The 18,740-nt window shown below is 73.3% G+C and carries 14 protein-coding genes; 8 read left to right on the top strand and 6 right to left on the bottom strand.

Going from position 1 to position 18,740, the window contains the following annotated elements; translation table 11 throughout:
• Nucleotides 1-326: 326 nt before the first annotated feature.
• The 5 genes from ABT084_RS17950 to ABT084_RS17930 all read left to right on the top strand — a co-directional run bounded on the left by ABT084_RS17950 (nt 327) and on the right by ABT084_RS17930 (nt 8,025).
• On the top strand, nt 327-4,211 hold the full coding sequence (locus ABT084_RS17950) for a non-ribosomal peptide synthetase (RefSeq protein WP_351044434.1): 3,885 nt from the start codon (nt 327-329) through the stop codon (nt 4,209-4,211).
• Between the two features lie 80 nt (nt 4,212-4,291).
• The gene (locus ABT084_RS17945; RefSeq protein WP_351044431.1) at nt 4,292-5,272 is read left to right on the top strand and encodes a TauD/TfdA dioxygenase family protein; all 981 of its coding nucleotides are present in this window, start codon (nt 4,292-4,294) and stop codon (nt 5,270-5,272) included.
• A 41-nt stretch (nt 5,273-5,313) separates the two neighbouring features.
• Nucleotides 5,314-6,057, top strand: a complete 744-nt coding sequence (locus ABT084_RS17940) for an SDR family NAD(P)-dependent oxidoreductase (RefSeq protein ID WP_351044429.1) — start codon at nt 5,314-5,316, stop codon at nt 6,055-6,057.
• A 52-nt stretch (nt 6,058-6,109) separates the two neighbouring features.
• Nucleotides 6,110-6,922 carry a phytanoyl-CoA dioxygenase family protein gene (locus tag ABT084_RS17935; RefSeq protein ID WP_351044427.1) on the top strand — a complete coding sequence of 271 codons (813 nt, stop codon included), beginning with the start codon at nt 6,110-6,112 and terminating at the stop codon, nt 6,920-6,922.
• The gene (locus tag ABT084_RS17930; RefSeq protein WP_351044425.1) at nt 6,919-8,025 is read left to right on the top strand and encodes a zinc-binding dehydrogenase; all 1,107 of its coding nucleotides are present in this window, start codon (nt 6,919-6,921) and stop codon (nt 8,023-8,025) included. The genes ABT084_RS17935 and ABT084_RS17930 overlap by 4 nt, the downstream gene beginning before the upstream one ends.
• A 66-nt stretch (nt 8,026-8,091) precedes the next feature.
• Here ABT084_RS17930 and ABT084_RS17925 read toward each other — a convergent pair whose 3' ends face one another.
• Together ABT084_RS17925 and ABT084_RS17920 are read right to left on the bottom strand one after the other, a co-directional pair.
• Nucleotides 8,092-9,639, bottom strand: coding sequence for an MFS transporter (locus ABT084_RS17925; RefSeq protein ID WP_351044423.1), 1,548 nt, complete (start codon nt 9,637-9,639; stop codon nt 8,092-8,094).
• Between the two features lie 76 nt (nt 9,640-9,715).
• Nucleotides 9,716-10,342: a TetR/AcrR family transcriptional regulator gene (locus ABT084_RS17920; RefSeq protein WP_351044421.1), complete on the bottom strand. Its 627-nt coding sequence runs from the start codon at nt 10,340-10,342 to the stop codon at nt 9,716-9,718.
• A 150-nt stretch (nt 10,343-10,492) separates the two neighbouring features.
• Here ABT084_RS17920 and ABT084_RS17915 point away from each other — a divergent pair, with 150 nt between their 5' ends.
• Nucleotides 10,493-11,389 carry a hypothetical protein gene (locus ABT084_RS17915; RefSeq protein ID WP_351044419.1) on the top strand — a complete coding sequence of 299 codons (897 nt, stop codon included), beginning with the start codon at nt 10,493-10,495 and terminating at the stop codon, nt 11,387-11,389.
• Here ABT084_RS17915 and ABT084_RS17910 read toward each other — a convergent pair.
• Nucleotides 11,355-12,143: a VOC family protein gene (locus ABT084_RS17910; RefSeq protein WP_351044416.1), complete on the bottom strand. Its 789-nt coding sequence runs from the start codon at nt 12,141-12,143 to the stop codon at nt 11,355-11,357. The genes ABT084_RS17915 and ABT084_RS17910 overlap by 35 nt on opposite strands.
• Before the next feature lie 183 nt (nt 12,144-12,326).
• Here ABT084_RS17910 and ABT084_RS17905 point away from each other — a divergent pair, with 183 nt between their 5' ends.
• The gene (locus ABT084_RS17905; RefSeq protein WP_351044413.1) at nt 12,327-13,190 is read left to right on the top strand and encodes a sulfurtransferase; all 864 of its coding nucleotides are present in this window, start codon (nt 12,327-12,329) and stop codon (nt 13,188-13,190) included.
• A gap of 597 nt (nt 13,191-13,787) precedes the next feature.
• On the opposite strand, the gene sepH is transcribed toward ABT084_RS17905, so the two are convergent.
• Nucleotides 13,788-14,816, bottom strand: coding sequence for a septation protein SepH (sepH, locus tag ABT084_RS17900; protein WP_351044410.1), 1,029 nt, complete (start codon nt 14,814-14,816; stop codon nt 13,788-13,790).
• Nucleotides 14,817-15,343: 527 nt separating this feature from the next.
• Here sepH and ABT084_RS17895 point away from each other — a divergent pair.
• On the top strand, nt 15,344-16,147 hold the full coding sequence (locus ABT084_RS17895; RefSeq protein WP_351044407.1) for a hypothetical protein: 804 nt from the start codon (nt 15,344-15,346) through the stop codon (nt 16,145-16,147).
• Nucleotides 16,148-16,154: 7 nt separating this feature from the next.
• Here ABT084_RS17895 and ABT084_RS17890 read toward each other — a convergent pair whose 3' ends face one another.
• Together ABT084_RS17890 and ABT084_RS17885 are read right to left on the bottom strand one after the other, a co-directional pair.
• On the bottom strand, nt 16,155-17,513 hold the full coding sequence (locus ABT084_RS17890) for a D-arabinono-1,4-lactone oxidase (protein WP_351044404.1): 1,359 nt from the start codon (nt 17,511-17,513) through the stop codon (nt 16,155-16,157).
• On the bottom strand, nt 17,443-18,717 hold the full coding sequence (locus tag ABT084_RS17885) for an MFS transporter (RefSeq protein ID WP_351044401.1): 1,275 nt from the start codon (nt 18,715-18,717) through the stop codon (nt 17,443-17,445). The genes ABT084_RS17890 and ABT084_RS17885 overlap by 71 nt, the downstream gene beginning before the upstream one ends.
• Between the last annotated feature and the right edge of the window lie 23 nt (nt 18,718-18,740).

Genomic DNA, 18,740 nt, shown 5'->3' with positions numbered 1-18,740 from the left:
AGCGCGAATCTAAAGCCAGGCACGGCGATTCTCCTCATCCTGGAGAATGAGATCCCGCCGGGGTTAATCGGCGCTTTAGCGGCGCGCAATGCAAGAGGTGTGTATGCAAGATTTTAGCGCGCGGGTTTAGCCTTCTTCTCGCAGGTGGGGGCAGTTGGAGCTGTGCTTGCGGGGAGGGATCGCGACGACGCGATTTCCGCTCCCCGGTGTTTCCGTACACCCTCCGTATTCCGCCCTCGCATTCGGCGAGAAGCCGCCGACGGGCGCGCAACATGAGGAGTGATGGAGAAGTGTCAGGGTCCGGATCCGGCGGCATGCACCTTCCCGTGTCAACGGCCCAGCGCGAGATGTGGCTGGCCGAACAGATCGATCCGGCGGCTCCGCAGCAGCGCATCGGTGAGTACCTGGAATTCCACGGGCCCATCGACCGGCGGGTCTTCGAGACGGCGGTGCGCCAGGCCGTCGCGGAGGCCGTCCCGATGCACGCCCGGTTCGTCGAAGAGGACGGCGAACCCCGGCAGCGCGTGATCTCCTTCGACGACTGGGAGTTCCCGGTCCTCGACGTCAGCGGCGAACCGGACCCCGGGGCCGCCGCGCGGGCCTGGATGCGGGCCGACCTGGCCCGCCGGATGGACCTCTCCCGAGGGCCGCTCTTCTCCTACGCCCTGTTCACCCTCGGACCGGACCACAGCTTCTGGTACCTCAGCGCCCACCACGCCGTCGCGGACGGGCACACCGGCGCGCTCATCGCCCAGCGCGTGTCCGAGATCTACACCGCCTTGACCGCGGGACTCCCCGTACCGGCCTGCCCGTTCGGGGACATCCGGGAGATGCTGGCGGACGACGCGGACTACCAGGCCTCCGAGCGGGGCGCGGCGGACCGGGCGTACTGGACGGCCCGGTTCGCGGACGCCCCGGACGTCGCCACCCTCGCCTCCGGACGGGCCGGCGGCCCCGCCGCCCAGGGGCAGATCAGCCACACCGGCAGCCTCTCGGCCGCGGAGACCGAGGGGCTCAAGGCCGCCGCCCGCGCGGCCCGCACCCACTGGTCCGTCCTCGTGATCGCCGCGGCGGCCGCCCAGGTCCAGCGGATCTCCGGCGAAGAGGACGTCATCCTGAGCCTGCCGATGGCCGCCCGCACCGACGCCGCGGCGCGCGCCATGCCGGGGATGTACTCCAACGTCCTGCCCCTGCGCGTCACGGTCCGCCCCGAGCGGACGGCGCACGAACTCATGCGTGAAGTCGCCGGTGCCTTCCGGGAGATGATCCGCCACCAGCGGCACCGGGGCGAGCACCTGGGGCGCGACCTCGGGCTGCCGGACACGGGACGCTACCGGACCGGCCCGATGGTCAACATCATGGCCTTCGACTACGACGTGCACTTCGCCGGGCGGCCCGCCACCGCCCACCACCTGACGCAGGGCCTCGTCGAGGACCTGTCGTTCACCGCCTTCGACCGCGCGGACGGCCGGGGGCTGCGCATCGACCTCGTCGCCAACTCGGCCCGCTACGGAGCCGACGAGCTGGCCGCCCACCACGCCCGGTTCCTGCGCCTCCTGCGCGCCTTCGGCACGGACCGGGACGCGCCGGTCGGCTCCGTCGAGCTGCTCACCGACGGCGAGCGGGTCCGGCTGCTCACCGAGCTCGGCAGCCCCGAGCACAAATACCCGGAAGCCACCCTCCCCGAGCTGTTCGCCCGGCAGGCCGCCGACACCCCCCACCTGCCGGCCGTCGTCTCGGCGGAGACCACGCTGACCTACCGGGAGCTGGACACCGCCTCGAACCGGCTCGCGCGGCTCCTCATCGCGCGCGGCGTCGGACCCGAGCGGATCGTCGCCCTCGCGCTGCCCCGCTCGGCCGCCCTCGCCGTCGCCGTCCTCGCCATCCTCAAGGCAGGCGGCTGCTACCTCCCCCTGGATCCCGAATACCCCGCCGAGCGGCTGTCGTTCATGCTGGACGACACCGCACCCGCCGTCGTACTGACCACCGCGGACACCGCCGGTCGGCTGCCGGACACGGACGCCCCCCGGCTGCTCCTCGACGCGCCCGACACCCTGCGGGAGCTGGCGGTCCTGGCCGACACGGAGATCGACGACGAGCAGCGGCCGGCCCGGCTCGACCCGGCGCATCCCGTGTACGTCATCTACACCTCGGGCACCACCGGCCGCCCCAAGGGCGTGGTGATGCCCGGGCAGGCCATGGTCAACCTCCTGTCGTGGCACGACGAGGCCTTCCCCTCGGCGGCCGGTACCCGGATCGCGCAGTTCACCGCGCTCAGCTTCGACGTGTCCGTCCAGGAGATCCTGTCCGCGCTGCTGTTCGGCAAGACCCTGGTCGTGCCGTCCGACGAGGTCCGGCGCAACCCCGAGCTGCTCGCCGCCTGGCTCGACGAGGAGCGCGTGAACGAGCTCTTCGCCCCCAACCTCGTCCTGGAGGCCCTGTGCGAGGCGGCCCTCGACCAGGGCCGGACCATCCCGTCGCTGCGGCTCCTGGCCCAGGGCGGCGAAGCGCTCACCCCGAGCCGCCGGGTGCGCGCGTTCGTACGCGGCCGGGCCGGGCGCCGCCTGCACAACCACTACGGCCCGAGCGAGACCCACCTGGTGACGGCCCACACCATGGCGGCGGACGTCGACACCTGGCCGGCCGCCGCCCCGATCGGCCGGCCGATCCCCAACATCAGGGCGTACGTGCTGGACACCGGCCTGCGCCTGGTGCCGGAGGGCGCTCGGGGCGAGCTGTACCTCGCCGGGGCCGGGGTGGGGCGGGGCTACCTGAACCGCCCCGGGCTCACCGCCGTGCGGTTCGTCGCCGACCCGTACGGGCCGCCCGGAAGCCGGATGTACCGCACCGGCGACGTGGTCCGCTGGCTCCCCGACGGGGACCTGGAGTACCACGGCCGGTCCGACGACCAGATCAAGATCCGCGGCTTCCGGATCGAGCCCGGCGAGATCAAGGCGGCCCTCGCCGCCTGCCCCGGCATCGTCCACGCCGAGGTCGTCGCCCGCGAGGTCCGGCCCGGGGACAAGCGCCTCGTCGGGTACGTCGTGCCCGAGACGCCGGGCTGCGACACGGACGCGGTCCGCGCCTTCGTCCGGGGAAGGCTGCCCGCCCACATGGTGCCCTCGGCCGTCGTCGAGCTGGCGGAGCTTCCGCTCACGCCGAACGGAAAGCTGGACCGCCGGGCGCTGCCCGAACCGCGGTTCACCGGCGCCGCCCCGGCCCGCGAACCCGCCACCGAGCAGGAGCGCGTCCTGTGCGGGCTCTTCGCCGAGGTGCTGGAGCTGCCCGCGGTCGGCGTCGACGAGAACTTCTTCGACCTCGGCGGGCACTCCCTCATCGCCGCCCGCCTCGTCGCGCGGATCCGGGCCGCCCTCGGCGTGCCCCTGGAGGTGGCCGCCCTGTTCGAGTCCCCGAGCCCGGCCGGGCTCGCACGGCGGATCGCCGACCCGTCGGCCGACACCGCGCCGCGCTCCCTGCTGGCGCTGCGCGCGGAGGGCTCCCGGCCCCCGCTGTTCTGCGTCCATCCCGCCGCCGGGATGGGCTGGCCGTACGCGGGTCTCCTGCCGCACCTCGGACCCGACCAGCCCGTGTACGCGCTCCAGGCGCGCGGCCCCGGGGAGGCGCCGGGCCTGCCGGCCACCGTCGAGGAGATGGCCGCCGACTACGTGGCCCTGATCCGGGCCGTCCGCCCGGAGGGTCCCTACCGGATACTCGGCTGGTCCTTCGGCGGTCTGGTGGCGCACGCCATGGCCACCCTCCTGGAGGGTGCGGGCGCGGAGGTCGACCTGCTGGTGATGGTGGACTCGTATCCCGTGGAAGAACGGCTGCTGGCCGGCCTGCCCCGGTTCAGCGAGGACGAGTTCGACCGCTCCCTGCTCCAGTCGGCCGGCGACGACACGTTCCTCCTCGGGGACGACCGGGCCCGCGCCGCGCTCCTCGACGTCTACCGCAACGACCTCGACCTGATGGCCGGCTTCAGGCCCGGCAGGTTCCGGGGCGACCTGCTGTTCTTCCAGGCCGCGGAGACCGACCCCGACGACCCGTACGAACCCGGCCGCAGCACGGCGGCGGCCTGGTCGGGCCACATCGGCGGCGCCGTCGCGTCCCACGACGTGCCGGCCACCCACCACCGCATGATGCGGCCCCCGGCCCTGGCCGAGATCGGCCCGGTCCTCGCCGCGCGGCTGCGCTCCGCCGACGCGGACGCGTAAGCGCCCCCACCGCCCCCACCCACGCCACCCCCCACCCACACCGGCGCACCGGCGCCCCGAGGACCCGGAGGTCCCCCCGCATGGCAGTCACTCCGACCACCCGCTCCGATTCGGCGGCCGCCGACGTCGATCCGGCCGATGTACGGTCGCTGGCCCGCCGTGGCATCGAGGGCCGGACGGACTACCACGGCCCCCGGATCCTGCGCAGGCTCGCGGACGGCCAGCGGGGCGGCCCGTACGCGCACATCGAGGTCCGCCCGTCGGGACCGCTGATCGGCGCCGAGATCCACGGCGTCGACCTGCGCACCCCGCTGAGCGACGAGGTGTTCGCCGAGCTCGACCGCGCCCTGCTCGAATGGAAGGTGCTGTTCTTCCGCGACCAGGACATCACCGCCGAGCAGCAGCGGGCCTTCGCCTCCCGGTGGGGCGCGATCGACGGGCACCCGTTCCTGGCCCCGGGCACCGGCGAGGACGTCGTACGGCTGGAGAAGGGCCGGCAGAACCCCGGCTTCGAGAACGTCTGGCACTTCGACTTCCCGTGGATCGAGCGGCCCCCGCTGGGCGCCGTCCTGCGCATGGTGGAGCTGCCCCGAGGGGGCGGCGGCGACACGCTGTTCACGGACGCGGCCGCCGCGTACGACAACCTCCCCGACGAGGTGAAGGCGCGCATCGACGGGCTGAGGACGGTCAACGACTTCACCCCGTCGGCGAACTACCGCGAGCTGATGACCGACGCGCAGCGGGCGCACTTCCAGGCGCTCTACCCGCCGATGGAGCACCCGCTGGTGCGCACCCACCCGAAGACCGGGCGCAAGACGCTGTTCCTGACGTCGATCTTCACCACGCACATCGTGGGCCTGCCGGCCGACGAGAGCGAGGAACTGCTCGCCTACCTCTTCCGCCAGCTGGAGTACCCCGAATACCAGGTGCGCTTCCGGTGGGAGGAGAAGTCCGTCGCCTTCTGGGACAACCGGGCCGTGCAGCACTACGCGACCTCGGACTACCACCCGGAGCGCCGTGTCGCGGACCGGACCGCCATCGCCGGCGATCGGCCGATGTGATGACCGGATCCGTGACGACGGGATCCGCGACGACCGGATCCGTGACGACCGGGCCCCTGGCCGTGGTCAGCGGCGGCACCCGGGGCATCGGCCTCGCCCTCAGCCTGCGGCTGGCCCACCTCGGCCACCGGGTGGCCGCCCTCTACCGCGGCGACCACCCGGCCGCGAAGGAAGCGGCCGCGCTCGGCGGGGGCCGGATCGAGACCCACCAGGTCGACATGACCCGCCCCGACCAGGTGCGGGCCGTGTCCGAGCGGCTGCTCGCCGAGCACGGCGCGCCCGAGGTGCTGGTGAACAACGCCGGTATCAACCGGGACCGGCCCTTCCTGGAACTCACCGACGAGGACTGGGACCAGGTCCTGGCGACCAACCTGTCCGGACCGTTCCACCTGACCCGGGCCCTGGCCCCGGCGATGGTGGCCGCGGGCCGCGGCACCATCGTCAACGTCGGCGCGACCACCGGCATCCGGCCGCGGGCCAACGGGGTCAACTACTGCGCCAGCAAGGCCGGTCTGCTGCACTTCACCCGGTGCCTGGCGCTGGAGCTCGCCCCCGCGATCCGGGTCAACTCGCTCATCCCCGGGTTCACCGACACTCCGGAAGTGGTCGAACGCTACGGCCTGGAGGACCCCGCCCGGCGGGCCGACGTGCTCGGACAGATCCCGCTGCGCTCCCTGGGCACCGTCGAGGACATCGCCGACGCGCTGGAGTTCCTCGTCGGCCGCGCGGGCCGCTACGTCACGGGGCAGCAACTGATCATCGACGGCGGCAACTTCATGGGCTGAGCCTCCGGCCCGCCCCACCGCACCGCCGCCCACCGTCACACGAAGGAACATCATGCGACTCAGTGAAGACCAAATCGCCCGGTACCACGAGGACGGATTCCTCCTCGTGGAATCCGCGCTGGACGAGCGGGAGATGGACCGCCTGCGGGCCGCCTTCCAGCGTGACTGCGAGGTCCGCGGTCCGCAGGTGATCAGGGAGGAGTCCGGGGACGAGGTGCGCGCGGTGTACGCCTCGCACCACCGCCAGCCCGAGTACGCCGGCCTGATCCGGGACCCCCGCGTGCTCGGACCGGTGCGCCAGCTGCTCACGGACGACGTGTACGTCTACCAGTTCAAGATCAACGCCAAGCCGGCCTTCGGCGGCGAGAAGTGGTCCTGGCACCAGGACTACGTCGCCTGGCGCATCGCCGACCAGCTGCCCGCCCCGCTCCAGGTCAACGTCGGCGTCTTCCTCGACGCCGTCGACGAGTTCAACGGCCCCGTGATCTTCCTGCCCGGATCGCACCGCTCCGGCCTGGTGCGCGACAGCCGCACGGCCGAAGCCAAGTCCGCCCAGCACCTGGACCCGGACGACATCGCGCTGACCCCCGACCAGCTCTCCACGCTGGTCGCCGAGCGCGGCATGGTCAGCCCCAAGGGCCCGGCCGGCTCCCTCGTCTTCTTCTCGCCCGAGATCGTGCACGGCTCGGCGCCCAACATGTCGCCCTTCCCGCGCCGCCTGCTCATCACCACCTACAACGACACCACCAACCTGCCGAGCTGGCCCGGTGAACCGCGCCCCGACTACGTCGTGTGCCGGGACACCGAGTCCCTGCGCGTCCTCGACGCCCCCTTCCTCGACGCCCTCGAAGGAGTCTCGGCATGACGCGCGCGAAGGCTGTGGTCCTGGAGGAGTTCGGCAAGCCGCTCGAGCTGCGGGAGTACGAGGTCCCGGCCGCTCCGGCCGGGGGCATGCTCGTCGCCTGCCGCCACGGCGGCATATGCGGCACCGACCTCCACCTCCAGCAGGGCCACCTGACGATCCCCACCCCGCTGGTCCTCGGCCACGAGGGCCTCGGCACCGTCCACGAGCTCGGCCCGGACGCCCCCGCGCACGATGCGACCGGCGCCGCGCTGCGCGCCGGCGACACCGTGATGTGGGCCTCCTCGATCGCCTGCGGCTCCTGCGTGCCGTGCCGGCTGCACCGCGAGCCGACCCTGTGCGAGAACCGGCGCACCTACGGAGTCAACCGCTCGACCACGGGCGGCCCCGAACTCTCGGGCGCCTGGGCCGAGTTCATCGTGCTGCAGGCCGGTACCACCGTCGTGAAGCTGGACGACGGCATCGACCCGCTCGCCGCCATGTCCCTGGCCTGTGCGGGGCCGACCGTCGTGCACGCCCTCCACGAGCGGCGGCCGGTGCGCCTCGGCGAGACGGTCGTGGTCCAGGGCAGCGGCCCGGTGGGCCTCGCGGCCGCCGCGTTCGCCCAGCTGTCCGGCGCCGCCAAGGTCATCCTCGTGGGCGGTCCCGAGAGCCGGCTGGCCCTCGCGGCCGCCGCCGGGATCGGCGACGTACACCTCGACATCACCGCGCCCGGCGGCGCCGAGACGGTCCTGGAGCGGGTCCTCGCGGAGACCGGGGGAGCCGGGGCCGACCTCGTCATCGAATGCGCGGGCGTGCCCGCGGCCGTCGCCCAGGGCCTGACCATGGCCCGCCGCGGCGGCTCGTACCTGGTCATCGGCCAGTACACGGACGCGGGCGACACCCTGCTCAACCCGCACCAGATCGTGTACCGGCAGCTCGATGTCGTCGGCTCCTGGGCGTTCACCGGCGCGCACCTCGTCGAGTACGTGCGGCTGCTGCCCGCCCTCACGGCCCGCTTCGACCTCGCGAGCCTGGTGTCGTCCTACCCGCTGCACGACCACGGGCCCGCGCTCGCGGCCGTCGCGGACGGTTCCGTGATGAAGGCGGTCCTCACGAACCAGTAGGGGGACGAGGGGTGTGGTGTGTGCGGAGCCGCCGGGGACCATCCGGCGGCTCCGCACGCGTGTGGGTCAGTGGGGCGCCGCCACCGGGACGGCGTCGGTCGTCCCGGCTCCGGCCCCGACATCGGCCCCGACATCGGACCCGGCAGCGGACCCCGCGCCCTCGGTCCCCGTACCGCCGTTCTGCCGCCCCGCGTTGATGAGGGTGAAGGCGACGGCCGCGGCCATGACGAGGATGCCGACCGCCCACCAGATCGCGGTGGCGTAGCCGTGCACGGCCGCCTCGTTGGCGAGCCGGGCCCGGTCCGCGGCCGTACGGGCGTGCTCGGCCAGCCAGTCGGTGGTGGCACCGGCCGCGATGGTGTTCAGCAGGGCGGTGCCGATGGAGCCGCCGACCTGCTGGGAGGTGCTGACCATGGCCGAGGCCACACCGGCGTCCTGCGGCCGCACGCTGCGGGTGGCCAGGCTCATCGCGGGCATGAACGCCGTGCCCATGCCCAGGCCGAGGAGCACCTGCGCGGGCAGGATCACACCGGCGTAGGAACTGTCGACCGTGATCTGCGTGAGCAGCGCGATGCCGAGCGCCGAGGTGAGGAAGCCAGGACCCATCAGGAGCCGCGGTGGCAGCCGGGTCATCAGCCGGCTGCCGATCTGGGTCGACCCGATCACCATGCCGATGATCATGGGCAGGAAGGCGAATCCGGTGAGGACCGGCGTGTACCCCTTCACGATCTGGAGGTAGTAGGTCAGGAACAGGAAGAGCCCGAACATGCCGATGACGGCCAGTCCCAGGGAGAGGTAGATCCCGCCCCGGTTGCGTTCGGTCACCACCCGCAGCGGCAGCAGCGGGGCCGCGACCCTGCTCTCGACCAGCACGAACGCGCCGAGCAGGACCGCCGAGGCGACGAACAGCGCGACGGTGGCGGGGGCGGTCCAGCCGTCGGCCTCCGCGCGGGTGAACCCGTACACGAGCGACAGCAGGCCGAGGGTGGCGAGCACGAGACCGGGGAGGTCCAGACGGCCGCTCTTGCGGGCACCCACCGGCTCGCGCACCACGGCGACGGCGCCGCACGCGGCCGCGACGGCGAACGGAATGTTCACGAACAGGGCCCAGCGCCAGTTCAGGTACTCGGTCAGCGCGCCGCCCAGGATCAGGCCGACGGCGCCACCGGCTCCGGAGATCGCGCCGTAGATCCCGAACGCCTTGGCCCGCTCCCGGGGTTCGGTGAAGGTGACCGCGAGCAGCGAGAGCGCGGCGGGGGCGAGCAGCGCGCCGAACACGCCCTGCAGGGCGCGGGCGCCGAGCAGCATCGCCGGGTTGACCGCGAGGCCGCCGAGCGCGGACGCGCCCGCGAAGCCGAGCAGGCCGATGATGAACGCGCGTCTGCGGCCGGTGAGGTCGGAGATGCGGCCGCCGAAGAGCAGCAGGCTGCCGAAGGCCAGCGAGTAGGCGGTGATCACCCATTGCCGGTTGCCGTCGGAGATGCCGAGGTCGTGCTGGGCGGAGGGCAGGGCGATGTTCACGATGGTCGTGTCGAGCACGACCATCAACTGGGCCATGCCTATGAATAACAGCGCTTTCCAGCGCCGCGGGTCCGACTGGGGGGTTGCGTGCATGACGTCTTTCGGTTGACCGGGCGGCCGGGGTGGGCCGGGTTCGTTCGGGCGTTCGGGCGTTCGGGTGCCCAGGTCCTCAGGGGGCCGGGTTCAGCGAGGGCAGCAGGGCGGGCAGGAGATCGGTGAGTACGTCGACGGCGGCGCCCAGCACTTCGTCGCTGCCGGGTCCACCCGTGGCGGTCCGGGCGAGGATGCCCTCGCGGGAGGCGAGCAGGAAGGTGGCGAGGCTCTGCGCGCCGTCCTTCGTGCCGTGGTGCTCGAGCAGCAGCGCGAGGGCCCCGGTGACGGCCTTGTCGTGCTCGTGGAGCCGCGCGCTGAGCTCCGGGCTGCGGGCCGCGTCGAGCCGGAACTCCAGGAAGAGCAGGATCCAGCCCCGCTCGTCCGGGTCCACCGCCAGGAGCAGCTCCCCGATCCGGCGGGCCGAGCCCGGGGCCGGCTCGTGCAGCAGGCTCTCCAACTGGTCCAGCCTGTGGGCGGAGTGGCGGTCGAACAGCGCGAGGACCAGGTCCTGCTTGCTCTCGAAACTGGAGTAGAAGGCGCCCCGGGTGTACCCGGCCGCCGCGCACACGTCCTCGATGGTGGTCTTCGCGTACCCGCGCTCGACCAGCACCCGACCGGCGGCGTCGAGCAGCCGCGCACGGGTGTGGACGCGCCGGCGGGGCGGCCGGTCGGAATCGGCGGAAACAGTCTTGGATGGAGCCACGCGGGAACGATACAGCATGTATTTAATACACCGTGTATCGAGCTGTCGCTGCGTCACATGGCCGTGCGATCAGAAGAGTCGGCGCCCGGGACCGTCCGTGGGGCGCCCTATCATGCGGTGATCATCACGGCATGGGGGGCGGGGCGACGCGTGAGCGCGTACACGGGCGGGAACGGCGGCAGAGGCGGCCAGAGGAACGGGTACGGGCCCGGGAACGGATACGGGCGGGGGAATGGGAACGGGCCCGGCGGCGGGCGGCGGCGGGGCTGCGTCGGCTTCCTGCTGCTGCCGGTCCACCTCGCGGGGCGCCTGCACCGGCCGACCCGGCCCGACCGGCTCGTGGACCACGCCATCGAACGGGCCCAGATCGCCCGCTCGCTCATCGGGCTGTTCGCCACGTTCTGGCTGCTCTACTCCTACCCGGTCCGGGAGTCGGCTCAGGGCCTGCTGGAGGACCGGCTGGCCGAACTGATCGTCAGCGCGGGCCTGTTGCTGGTACTCGCCCCGCTCATGATCGGCGCCTTCGTGTACTGCGCCCGGCCGCCCGGCCCCGCCTTCTACCGGCGCAGGCTGCGCGGACCGCTGATCTCGCTGGGCGCGCTCCTCGCCACCGCCGCCGTGTTCTGGGGCGCGGTGCTCCAACAGGGCCTGGCGACCACGGTGTTCGGGGCCGGCGCGATGGGCATGCTGCTCACCCCGGTGATCGGGATCCTGGGGCTCTTCTCCCTCCCCTTCACCCTCGCGTCGGCGGCGCTCTGCGTGCACCACGCCTTCCGCACCGCCGACGTCCACGAGGTGCTGCCGCCCCTGATATCGCCCGTGCTGGTGTGGGCGCTGGCCGCCGTACAGGTCTTCGAGAACGCGCCCGTCGACGCCCCGCTCCCGGTCCGGATCCTCTTCCTGCTCGGACCGCCGCTGTCGGTGACCGCCCTGTCCGGCTGGGAGGTGCGACGCCTGCGGGTGCGGTACGGGATCACCCTGCGCGGGGCCCTGGGGCGGGCGGAACCCGGTGTCAGCTCGCGGGCGGGTTCTGCCGGACGAGGGTGAACACCGCGCCCTCCGGGTCGGCGACCAGCGCGAGCCGGCCGAGCGGGCCGTCGTACGGCGCGTCGATCACCCGGCCGCCGAGCTCCACGACCCGCCGCACGGCCGCGTCGGGGTCGGCGACCTCGAAGAAGGTCATCCAGTGCGCGCCGCGCTCGCGCGGCAGCGCGCGGCCGACGCCGTGCACCGAGGCGACCGGGCGCCCTTCCAGGTGCAGGGTCAGGTGGTCGAGGTCGGGTGCGTCCGCGGTCTCGCAGTCGTGGCCGAAGACCGTCTCGTAGAACTTGCCGACGGTCAGGGTGTCCTGGGTGATCAGCTCGTTCCACACCGGGGTGCCGGTGCCTCCGGACGTCCGGGTGCCCATGTGGCCCTCGGCCTGCCAGATGCCGAAGATCGCGCCCGCCGGGTCCGAGCAGATCGCGACCCGGCCGGCGGCGCCCGCGTCGAGCGGACCGACGGCGACGGTGCCGCCGCAGGCGCGGATGGCCTCCGCCGTCGCGTCGGCGTCGTCGGTGGCGAGGTACGTCGTCCAGGCCACCGGGAGCTGACGGTCCGGCGGCATCTCGCCCATGCCCGCCACCTCGTGGCCGTCCAGCAGGGCCCGGACGTACGGGCCGAGCTGCGCGGGGCCCGGGGCGTACTCCCAGCCGAACAGATCGGTGTAGAAGTCCTCGGTGCTTCCGAGGCTGTGCACCATCAGGCTCACCCAGCACGGTGTGCCGGGAGTGCGCCGCGTTGCTCCCGCTGCCTCGGTCATGTCAGGTGTCTCCTCCGTCGTTCCGCGCCCCGTGTCGGGGCTGATGTTTCCACCCCGCGGGCCCTCGCGCGCCCCGACCGGGCCGCTTTTCCGGGTACCGCGACAGAGATGACCGAATCACTACGGCCCGCCGATGTCGGGCGTGTTACCTGGGCCGACCGGGTGGGGAGGAAGATGGGCCGCATGACTGTGAAGCCCGCGAAGTCCCCGATCCTCACCGTGTCCGAACTGATGGCCGAGCTGGCGGGAAACCGGCCGCCGGTACTCCTGGACGTCCGCTGGCAGCTCGGCGGTCCCGACCTGCGTGCCGCGTACGAGGCCGGGCACCTGGCCGGTGCGGTGTACGTCGACCTCGATCAAGAACTCGCAGGTCCCGCGGGGTCGGGTGGCCGGCACCCGCTGCCGGACCCGGAGGCCTTCGGGGCGGTCATGCGGCGGGCCGGGGTCTCGGCCGGGACGCCCGTGGTCGTGTACGACGGCGGCCAGGGCTGGGCGGCCGCCCGCGCGTGGTGGCTGTTGCGCTGGACGGGTCACGGGGAGGTCCGGGTTCTGGACGGGGGCCTGGACGCGTGGACGGCGGCCGGGGGTGCGGTGACGGCCGAGCCGTCGGTGCCGGTGGAGGGTGATTTCAAGCCAAACCCGGGTGCGGAGGGCGGGCCGGGGCTGCTGGACGCGGACGGCGCGGCCGCGCTGGCGCGGGCCGGGGTGCTCCTGGACGCGCGGGCGGGGGAGCGGTACCGGGGTGACGTGGAGCCGATCGACCGGGTCGGGGGGCACATCCCCGGGGCGGTGTCCGCGCCGACCTCGGAGAACGTCGGGGCGGACGGGCGGTTCCTGGCGGCGGAGGTGCTGCGGGGGCGCTTCGCGGGGCTGGGGGCCGAGGTGGGGGGTGCGGTGGGCGTGTACTGCGGGTCGGGGGTTTCCGGGGCGCACGAGGTGCTGGCGCTGGAGATCGCCGGGGTTCCGGCCGCCCTGTACGCCGGCAGCTGGTCGGAGTGGTCCGCGGACCCCACCCGCCCGGTAGCCACGGGCCCCGCCCCCCAATAACCCGGTCCGCACCACCTCCGGCCGCACTGGCCATGGCGCGCCCCGGCCACCCCCGGCCACCCCGGCCCGCCCTGCCTCCGGCGCCGCCTCAATCGCCGGCGGGGCTGGGTGTGGCGCGGCTCGGTCCGCTTCCGGCTGTGCCTCAGTCGCTGCCGAGGTGGGTGGGCGCGGCTTGCGGTGCCTCCGGCGGCGCCTCAATCGCCGGCGGGGCTTGGGGTGGCGGCGCCTTCACGGGTGGCAACCCCAGCCTGCCCGGCGTTTGAGGGCCCGCCGGAGGCGCGTGGCGGGTTGGACGCGGGAATGCCTCGGCCCGCCCGGAGCTTGCGCGCCCCGCCGGGGGCGTGCCGACACCTCAGCGCGCCCGGCGATGGAGGCCCCCGCCAGGGGTGCGTGATGCCACCTCAGCCTGCCCGGCGTTTGAGGGCCCGCCGGAGGCGCGCGGCGGGTTGGACGCGGGAATGCCTCGGCCTGCCCGGAGCTTGCGCGCCCCGCCGGGGGTGCGATGGCACCTCCGCCTGCCTCGGGGTTGAGGGCCCGCCACGGGTGCGTAGCGGGGCCCTCAGCCCGCCCCGAGGCAGGGGCACCCGGGCGGGGGAGCTACTCCTGCTTCTTGCGGCGGGTGCCGAAGACGATTTCGTCCCAGCTCGGGACGGCGGCGCGGCGGCCGGGGCGGACGCCGTCGGCTTCCGCCTGACGGTCCGTCGTGCCCGTCAGCCGCTCCCGGTGCCCCGCCACCGTCCGCGGCATCAGGACATCCGCGTACGCGGCCCCCGCCGAAGCGGCGGTCGCCGCGGGCGGCTCCACCACCGGCTCGTCCGGCTCCACCGGCTCGGCCGAAGGCCGCTCCGGCACGACCAGGTCGCCCCGGAAGCTCGGCACCGCCTCCAGCAGGCTGGTCAGCGAATCCCGCTCCTCCTCCGGCTCCGGCGGAGGAGGCGGCGCGGGCCGCTCCAACTGCCGGTCGAGGGCACGGTCCAGCGGCCGGTCCCGCGGCAGCCGCGCGATCCTCGGCACGAACGGGAAGCTCGGCTCCGGCGTCGCGGGCAGGTCGTCCGACTCGCCGATCAGGGAGCGGGCCTCGTCGTCCACGGCCACGACCAGGCGGCGCGGAGGATCGTAGGTCCAGCTCGCGGAGTGCGGTTCGGCCGCCACCCGGTAGACCAGCAGGACCTCCCACGTGCCGTCGTCACGGCGCCAGGAGTCCCACTGGACGGATTCCTTGTCGGCCCCGCGCAGCGTCAGCCGCTCTTGCACGGCCTCGCCGAGCTGGGGTCCGGTGTTGGTGTTCTCGCCGGGACGTCGCACGGAGGTCTTCCGGGCCCGCTCGGCCATGAACGCGCGCTCCGCGAGCACGGGGCCCTCGAAGCGGCGTACCCGGTCGACGGGGATGCCCGCGAGTTGAGCGACCTCCTCCGCGGAGGCACCGGCTCGTATCCGGGCTTGGATGTCGCGGGGGCGGAGGTGGCTCTCCACCTCGATCTCGATCTGGTTCAGGCGCGCGCGGTCGTTGCGCACGGCTGCCCGCAGCCGCTCATCGATCGGAAGGGTGTACTCCGTGCTGTCCGCAGCTTTGAGCACCAGTCGTGTGCCGTCATTGGAGACGGCCACGACACGCAGTTCGGGCATGGGGACCTCCCGGGTGGTGCCTGCCGACGTCACGTGCGTCGCTGCTTCCGCTAGTCGAGTGTGGCCTGCCCGGGTGCAGCCTGCCACAACCTTGCCGAGTTCATCCGGCGTGTCGGGCATGCGCCCTTGATCGCCGTTATGGCACGGTTACCTGTTGGCCACACACAGTGACCGGACAGTCACTCTGCGCATCAGGAATCCGTGAGATTCCGCGGCATTGCCGGTTTCGAGCGCCGATTCTGCACCAGCCGGCCCCCTCTCCCGAGTCCGGACATCCGTAAGGAAGGACGGCCCCAGGGCTCGCCACAGTACTCCATTCGGGCCATGCGGGTGGACCGGCGCGCCGCCGAACTTGTCCGGGGCGGGGGCAGTTGAAAGGGCGTCCTTCCGCCCGTGCCTGGACCTCCGTCCGATTTCAGGTGTCTTGCTTCACAGAATCACCAGAAATGGAACTATCCGTTTCGCTCACGGGTCAGTAACTGCAGGAAGCAGTGAAACGGATGGGTCCGGGCGCGCAGAGGATGGGGATGGGTCACAAGACGACGCGGGGTGCCGAAACGATGGAGCCGATCCGGGGTCAGGAGGTCCCGGAGTCCGAGAAGAAGAAGCTGGACCTGAGCGCGGCTCAGGTCGCGGGGTCCTCCCTGGCCACCGTCGCGGCCGCGCTCCTCGCGTCGAAGCTCGGCGTGTACGGGACGATCCTGGGCGCGGGCGTGGTCAGCGTGGTCGCCACGGCGGGCGGACCGGTCATCGGCCACTTCTTCCGGCGGACCGGCGACCAGCTGCGCGAGACGGCCCGCCCCCGCGCCCGGCAGGTACCGGTCGCGGACCCGGCACCGGGCGGCCCGCCGCCCGGCGAGGAGTTCGGCCGCGCCACCACGCACGGCACCCGGGTCCGCGGCTGGAAGCGCACGGCGGTCGCGGCCGGGACCGCCTTCGCCGTCTCGCTGGGCGGCATCGCGGCCTACGAGGCGCTCTCCGGCGGGTCGGTGGGCGACCGCCCCCTGTACACCGCGGTCACCGGCGGCTCCGGGAGCGGCGGCGGGAAGCAGGACCCGCCCGCCGGCCCCGACGGCCGGCCGAGCCCCGGCGCCGGCGGTGAGCGGGAGCACGGCGAGGAACCCGGGGCCGGGAGTTCCCCGAGCCCGTCGCGGTCCCGCGGCGGGCAGGACCCGAGCCCCGCCCCGAGCCCCTCGCGCTCCACCGGGCCGACGCCGAGCCCCGCCCCCTCGCGGTCCGCGGACCCGACGCCGACGCCCCCGCGGCCCACGCCGCCCCCGGAGAAGCCGTCCCCGGCGACCGGCGGCGGGGAGAGCGGCGGCCCCTCCTGACCCGGGGTCAGTCGCCCAGTACGCGCCGCAGGTAGTCGTTCGCGAACACCCGCTCCGGGTCCAGCCGGTCCCGCAGCGCGGTGAACTCACCGAAGCGCGGGTAGGCCCGGGCGAAGTACTCGGCGTCCCGGGTGTGCACCTTGCCCCAGTGCGGACGGCCGCCGTGCGCCGTGAAGATCTGCTCGGCGGCGGTGAAGTACGCGTGGTAGGGCGTGCCCTTGTACATGTGCACCGCGATGTAGGCGGTGTCGCGACCCGAGGCCGTCGACAGGGTGATGTCGTCCGCCGGGGCCGTGCGCACCTCCACCGGGAAGCTGATCCGCAGGCTGGAGCGGTCGACCATCGCCTTGAGCTCCCGCAGCGCCTCGACGGCCCGCTCGCGCGGAAGGGCGTATTCCATCTCGACGAAACGCACCCGGCGCGGGCTCGTGTAGACCTTGTACGGGATGTCGGTGTAGGTGCGCGCCGAGAGGGCGCGGCTGGCGATCCGGGCGATGCCGGGGATGGCGGCCGGGACGGCGCGGCCGAGGGAGTTGACGGCCTGGAAGATCCCGTTGGAGAGCAGCTCGTCCTCGACCCAGGCGCTGACCGCGCCGGGCGGGGCGGCGGGGCCCTGGCTGCGGTTGTTGCGCTTGGTGTTGCAGTTGCCGGTGTGCGGGAACCAGTAGAACTCGAAGTGCTCGTTCTCCGCCACATGCTGGTCGAACTCGGCGGTCACCCGGTCGAAGGCCATGGGCTCCTCACGGGCGGTCAGGAAGAACAGCGGCTCGACGGCGAAGGTGATCGCGGTGACGACACCCAGGGCGCCGATGCCGAGCCGGGCGGCCGCGAAGACGGCGCGTTCCTCGTCGTCTCCCTCCTCCGAGCAGGTCAGCAGCCGTCCGTCGGCCGTGACCAGCTCCAGCGCGCGGATCTGCGCGGAGAGGGAGGCGGAGTCCCGGCCGGTGCCGTGGGTGCCGGTGCTCGTGGCGCCGGAGACCGTCTGCTCCATGATGTCGCCCATGTTGGTGAGCGAGAGGCCCTCCCGGGCCAGGGCGACGTTGAGGTCCTTCAGGACCGTGCCCGCCTCCACCGTGACCGTCCCGGCGGCCCGGTCGATCCCCCGGATCCCGGCCAGGGCCTGCGGGCGGACCAGGACGCCGTCGGTGGCGGCCGCGGAGGTGAAGGAGTGGCCGGTGCCGACCGCCTTCACCCGCAGGCCGTCCGAGGCGGCCCGGCGGACCACCTCCTGAAGCTCCCCGACCGAGGCCGGGGTCACGACACGGGCGGGTGTCGCGGAGACGTTGCCCGCCCAGTTACGCCACGCTGTGGCCGGTGCCGTGCCGCCGCCCGGTCCGCTCTTGCTCGCTGTCCCCGTCGTCGCCATCGCTAGAGGGCTCCTCCCCTTGCGCCGGCCTCGTCAGCCGGCGGTAACCCGCGAACGCCACCGCCGCCGCGGCGGCCCCCGCCGCGATGGAGACGACGTACCCGCTGCGCGCGCCGGAGGCGTCGATGACCCAGCCGGCCACGGAAGAGCCGACCGCGACACCGACCGCGAGGCCGGTGCTGATCCAGGTCATGCCCTCGGTCAGCTTCGCGCGCGGTACGTGCGCCTCGATCAGGGCCATCGTGGTGATCATCGTGGGAGCGATGGCGAGGCCCGAGACGAAGAGCGCCACGGCCAGAAACGGAAGGTTCCCGGCCAGTAGGAGGGGGATCATACTCACGGCCATCGCACATATGCCCAGTACCCACCTGCGTTCGGCCATGCCCTTGAGGTGCAGCAGGCCGAAGGCGATCCCGGCGAGGCAGGAACCGAGGGCCCAGACGGCCAGGATCACGCTCGCGAGCGGCTTGTGGCCCCGCTCGTCCGCGAAGGCCAGGGTGGCCACGTCGATCGAGCCGAAGATGGCCCCCGTGGCGACGAAGGTGCCCATCAGGACCTGGAGTCCGGGGGAGCGCAGGGCCGAGGTCCGGTCGGTGTGCTCGTCGTGCGGGTGCGGTTCGGGCTCGGTGGCCCGCTGCGCCGTCAGCCACCACACGCCCACCAGCAGGCAGACCGCGGCGATCAGCGGGCCCGCCTCGGGGAACCAGGTGGTGGACAGCCCGATGGCGATGATCGGGCCGAAGATGAAGCAGATCTCGTCGACCACGGACTCGAAGGAGTACGCGGTGTGCAGGCTCGGGGTGTCCCGGTAGATCGCCGTCCAGCGCGCGCGGATCATCGAGCCCACGCTCGGGACGCAGCCCGCGAGGACGGCGAAGACGAAGAGGGTCCAGTCCGGCCAGCCGTTCGCCGCGGCCAGCAGCAGTCCGGTCACCGCGACGACCGCGAAGAGGGTGGCGGGGCGCAGCACGCGCCGCTGGCCGTAGCGGTCGACCAGCTTGGAGACCTGGGGCCCGACCGCGGCGGCGGAGAGGGCGAGGGAGCCGGTGAGCGCGCTGGCGAGCCCGTACCGCCCGGTGATCTCGGAGATCATCGTGAGGATGCCGACGCCGACCATCGACAGCGGCATCCTGCCTATGAAGCCGGCGGCGCTGAACATCTTGCTGCCGGGAGCGGCGAAGATCGCGCGGTAGGGACTGGGCAAGGTGCCCTCCGTGGGGACGTCGG

Origin of the sequence: Streptomyces sp. NPDC002138, assembly GCF_040296485.1 — a bacterium.
Classification (GTDB): domain Bacteria; phylum Actinomycetota; class Actinomycetes; order Streptomycetales; family Streptomycetaceae; genus Streptomyces.
Note: the sequence above shows the minus strand (reverse complement) of the source record. Positions and strands in the feature narration are given on the sequence as shown.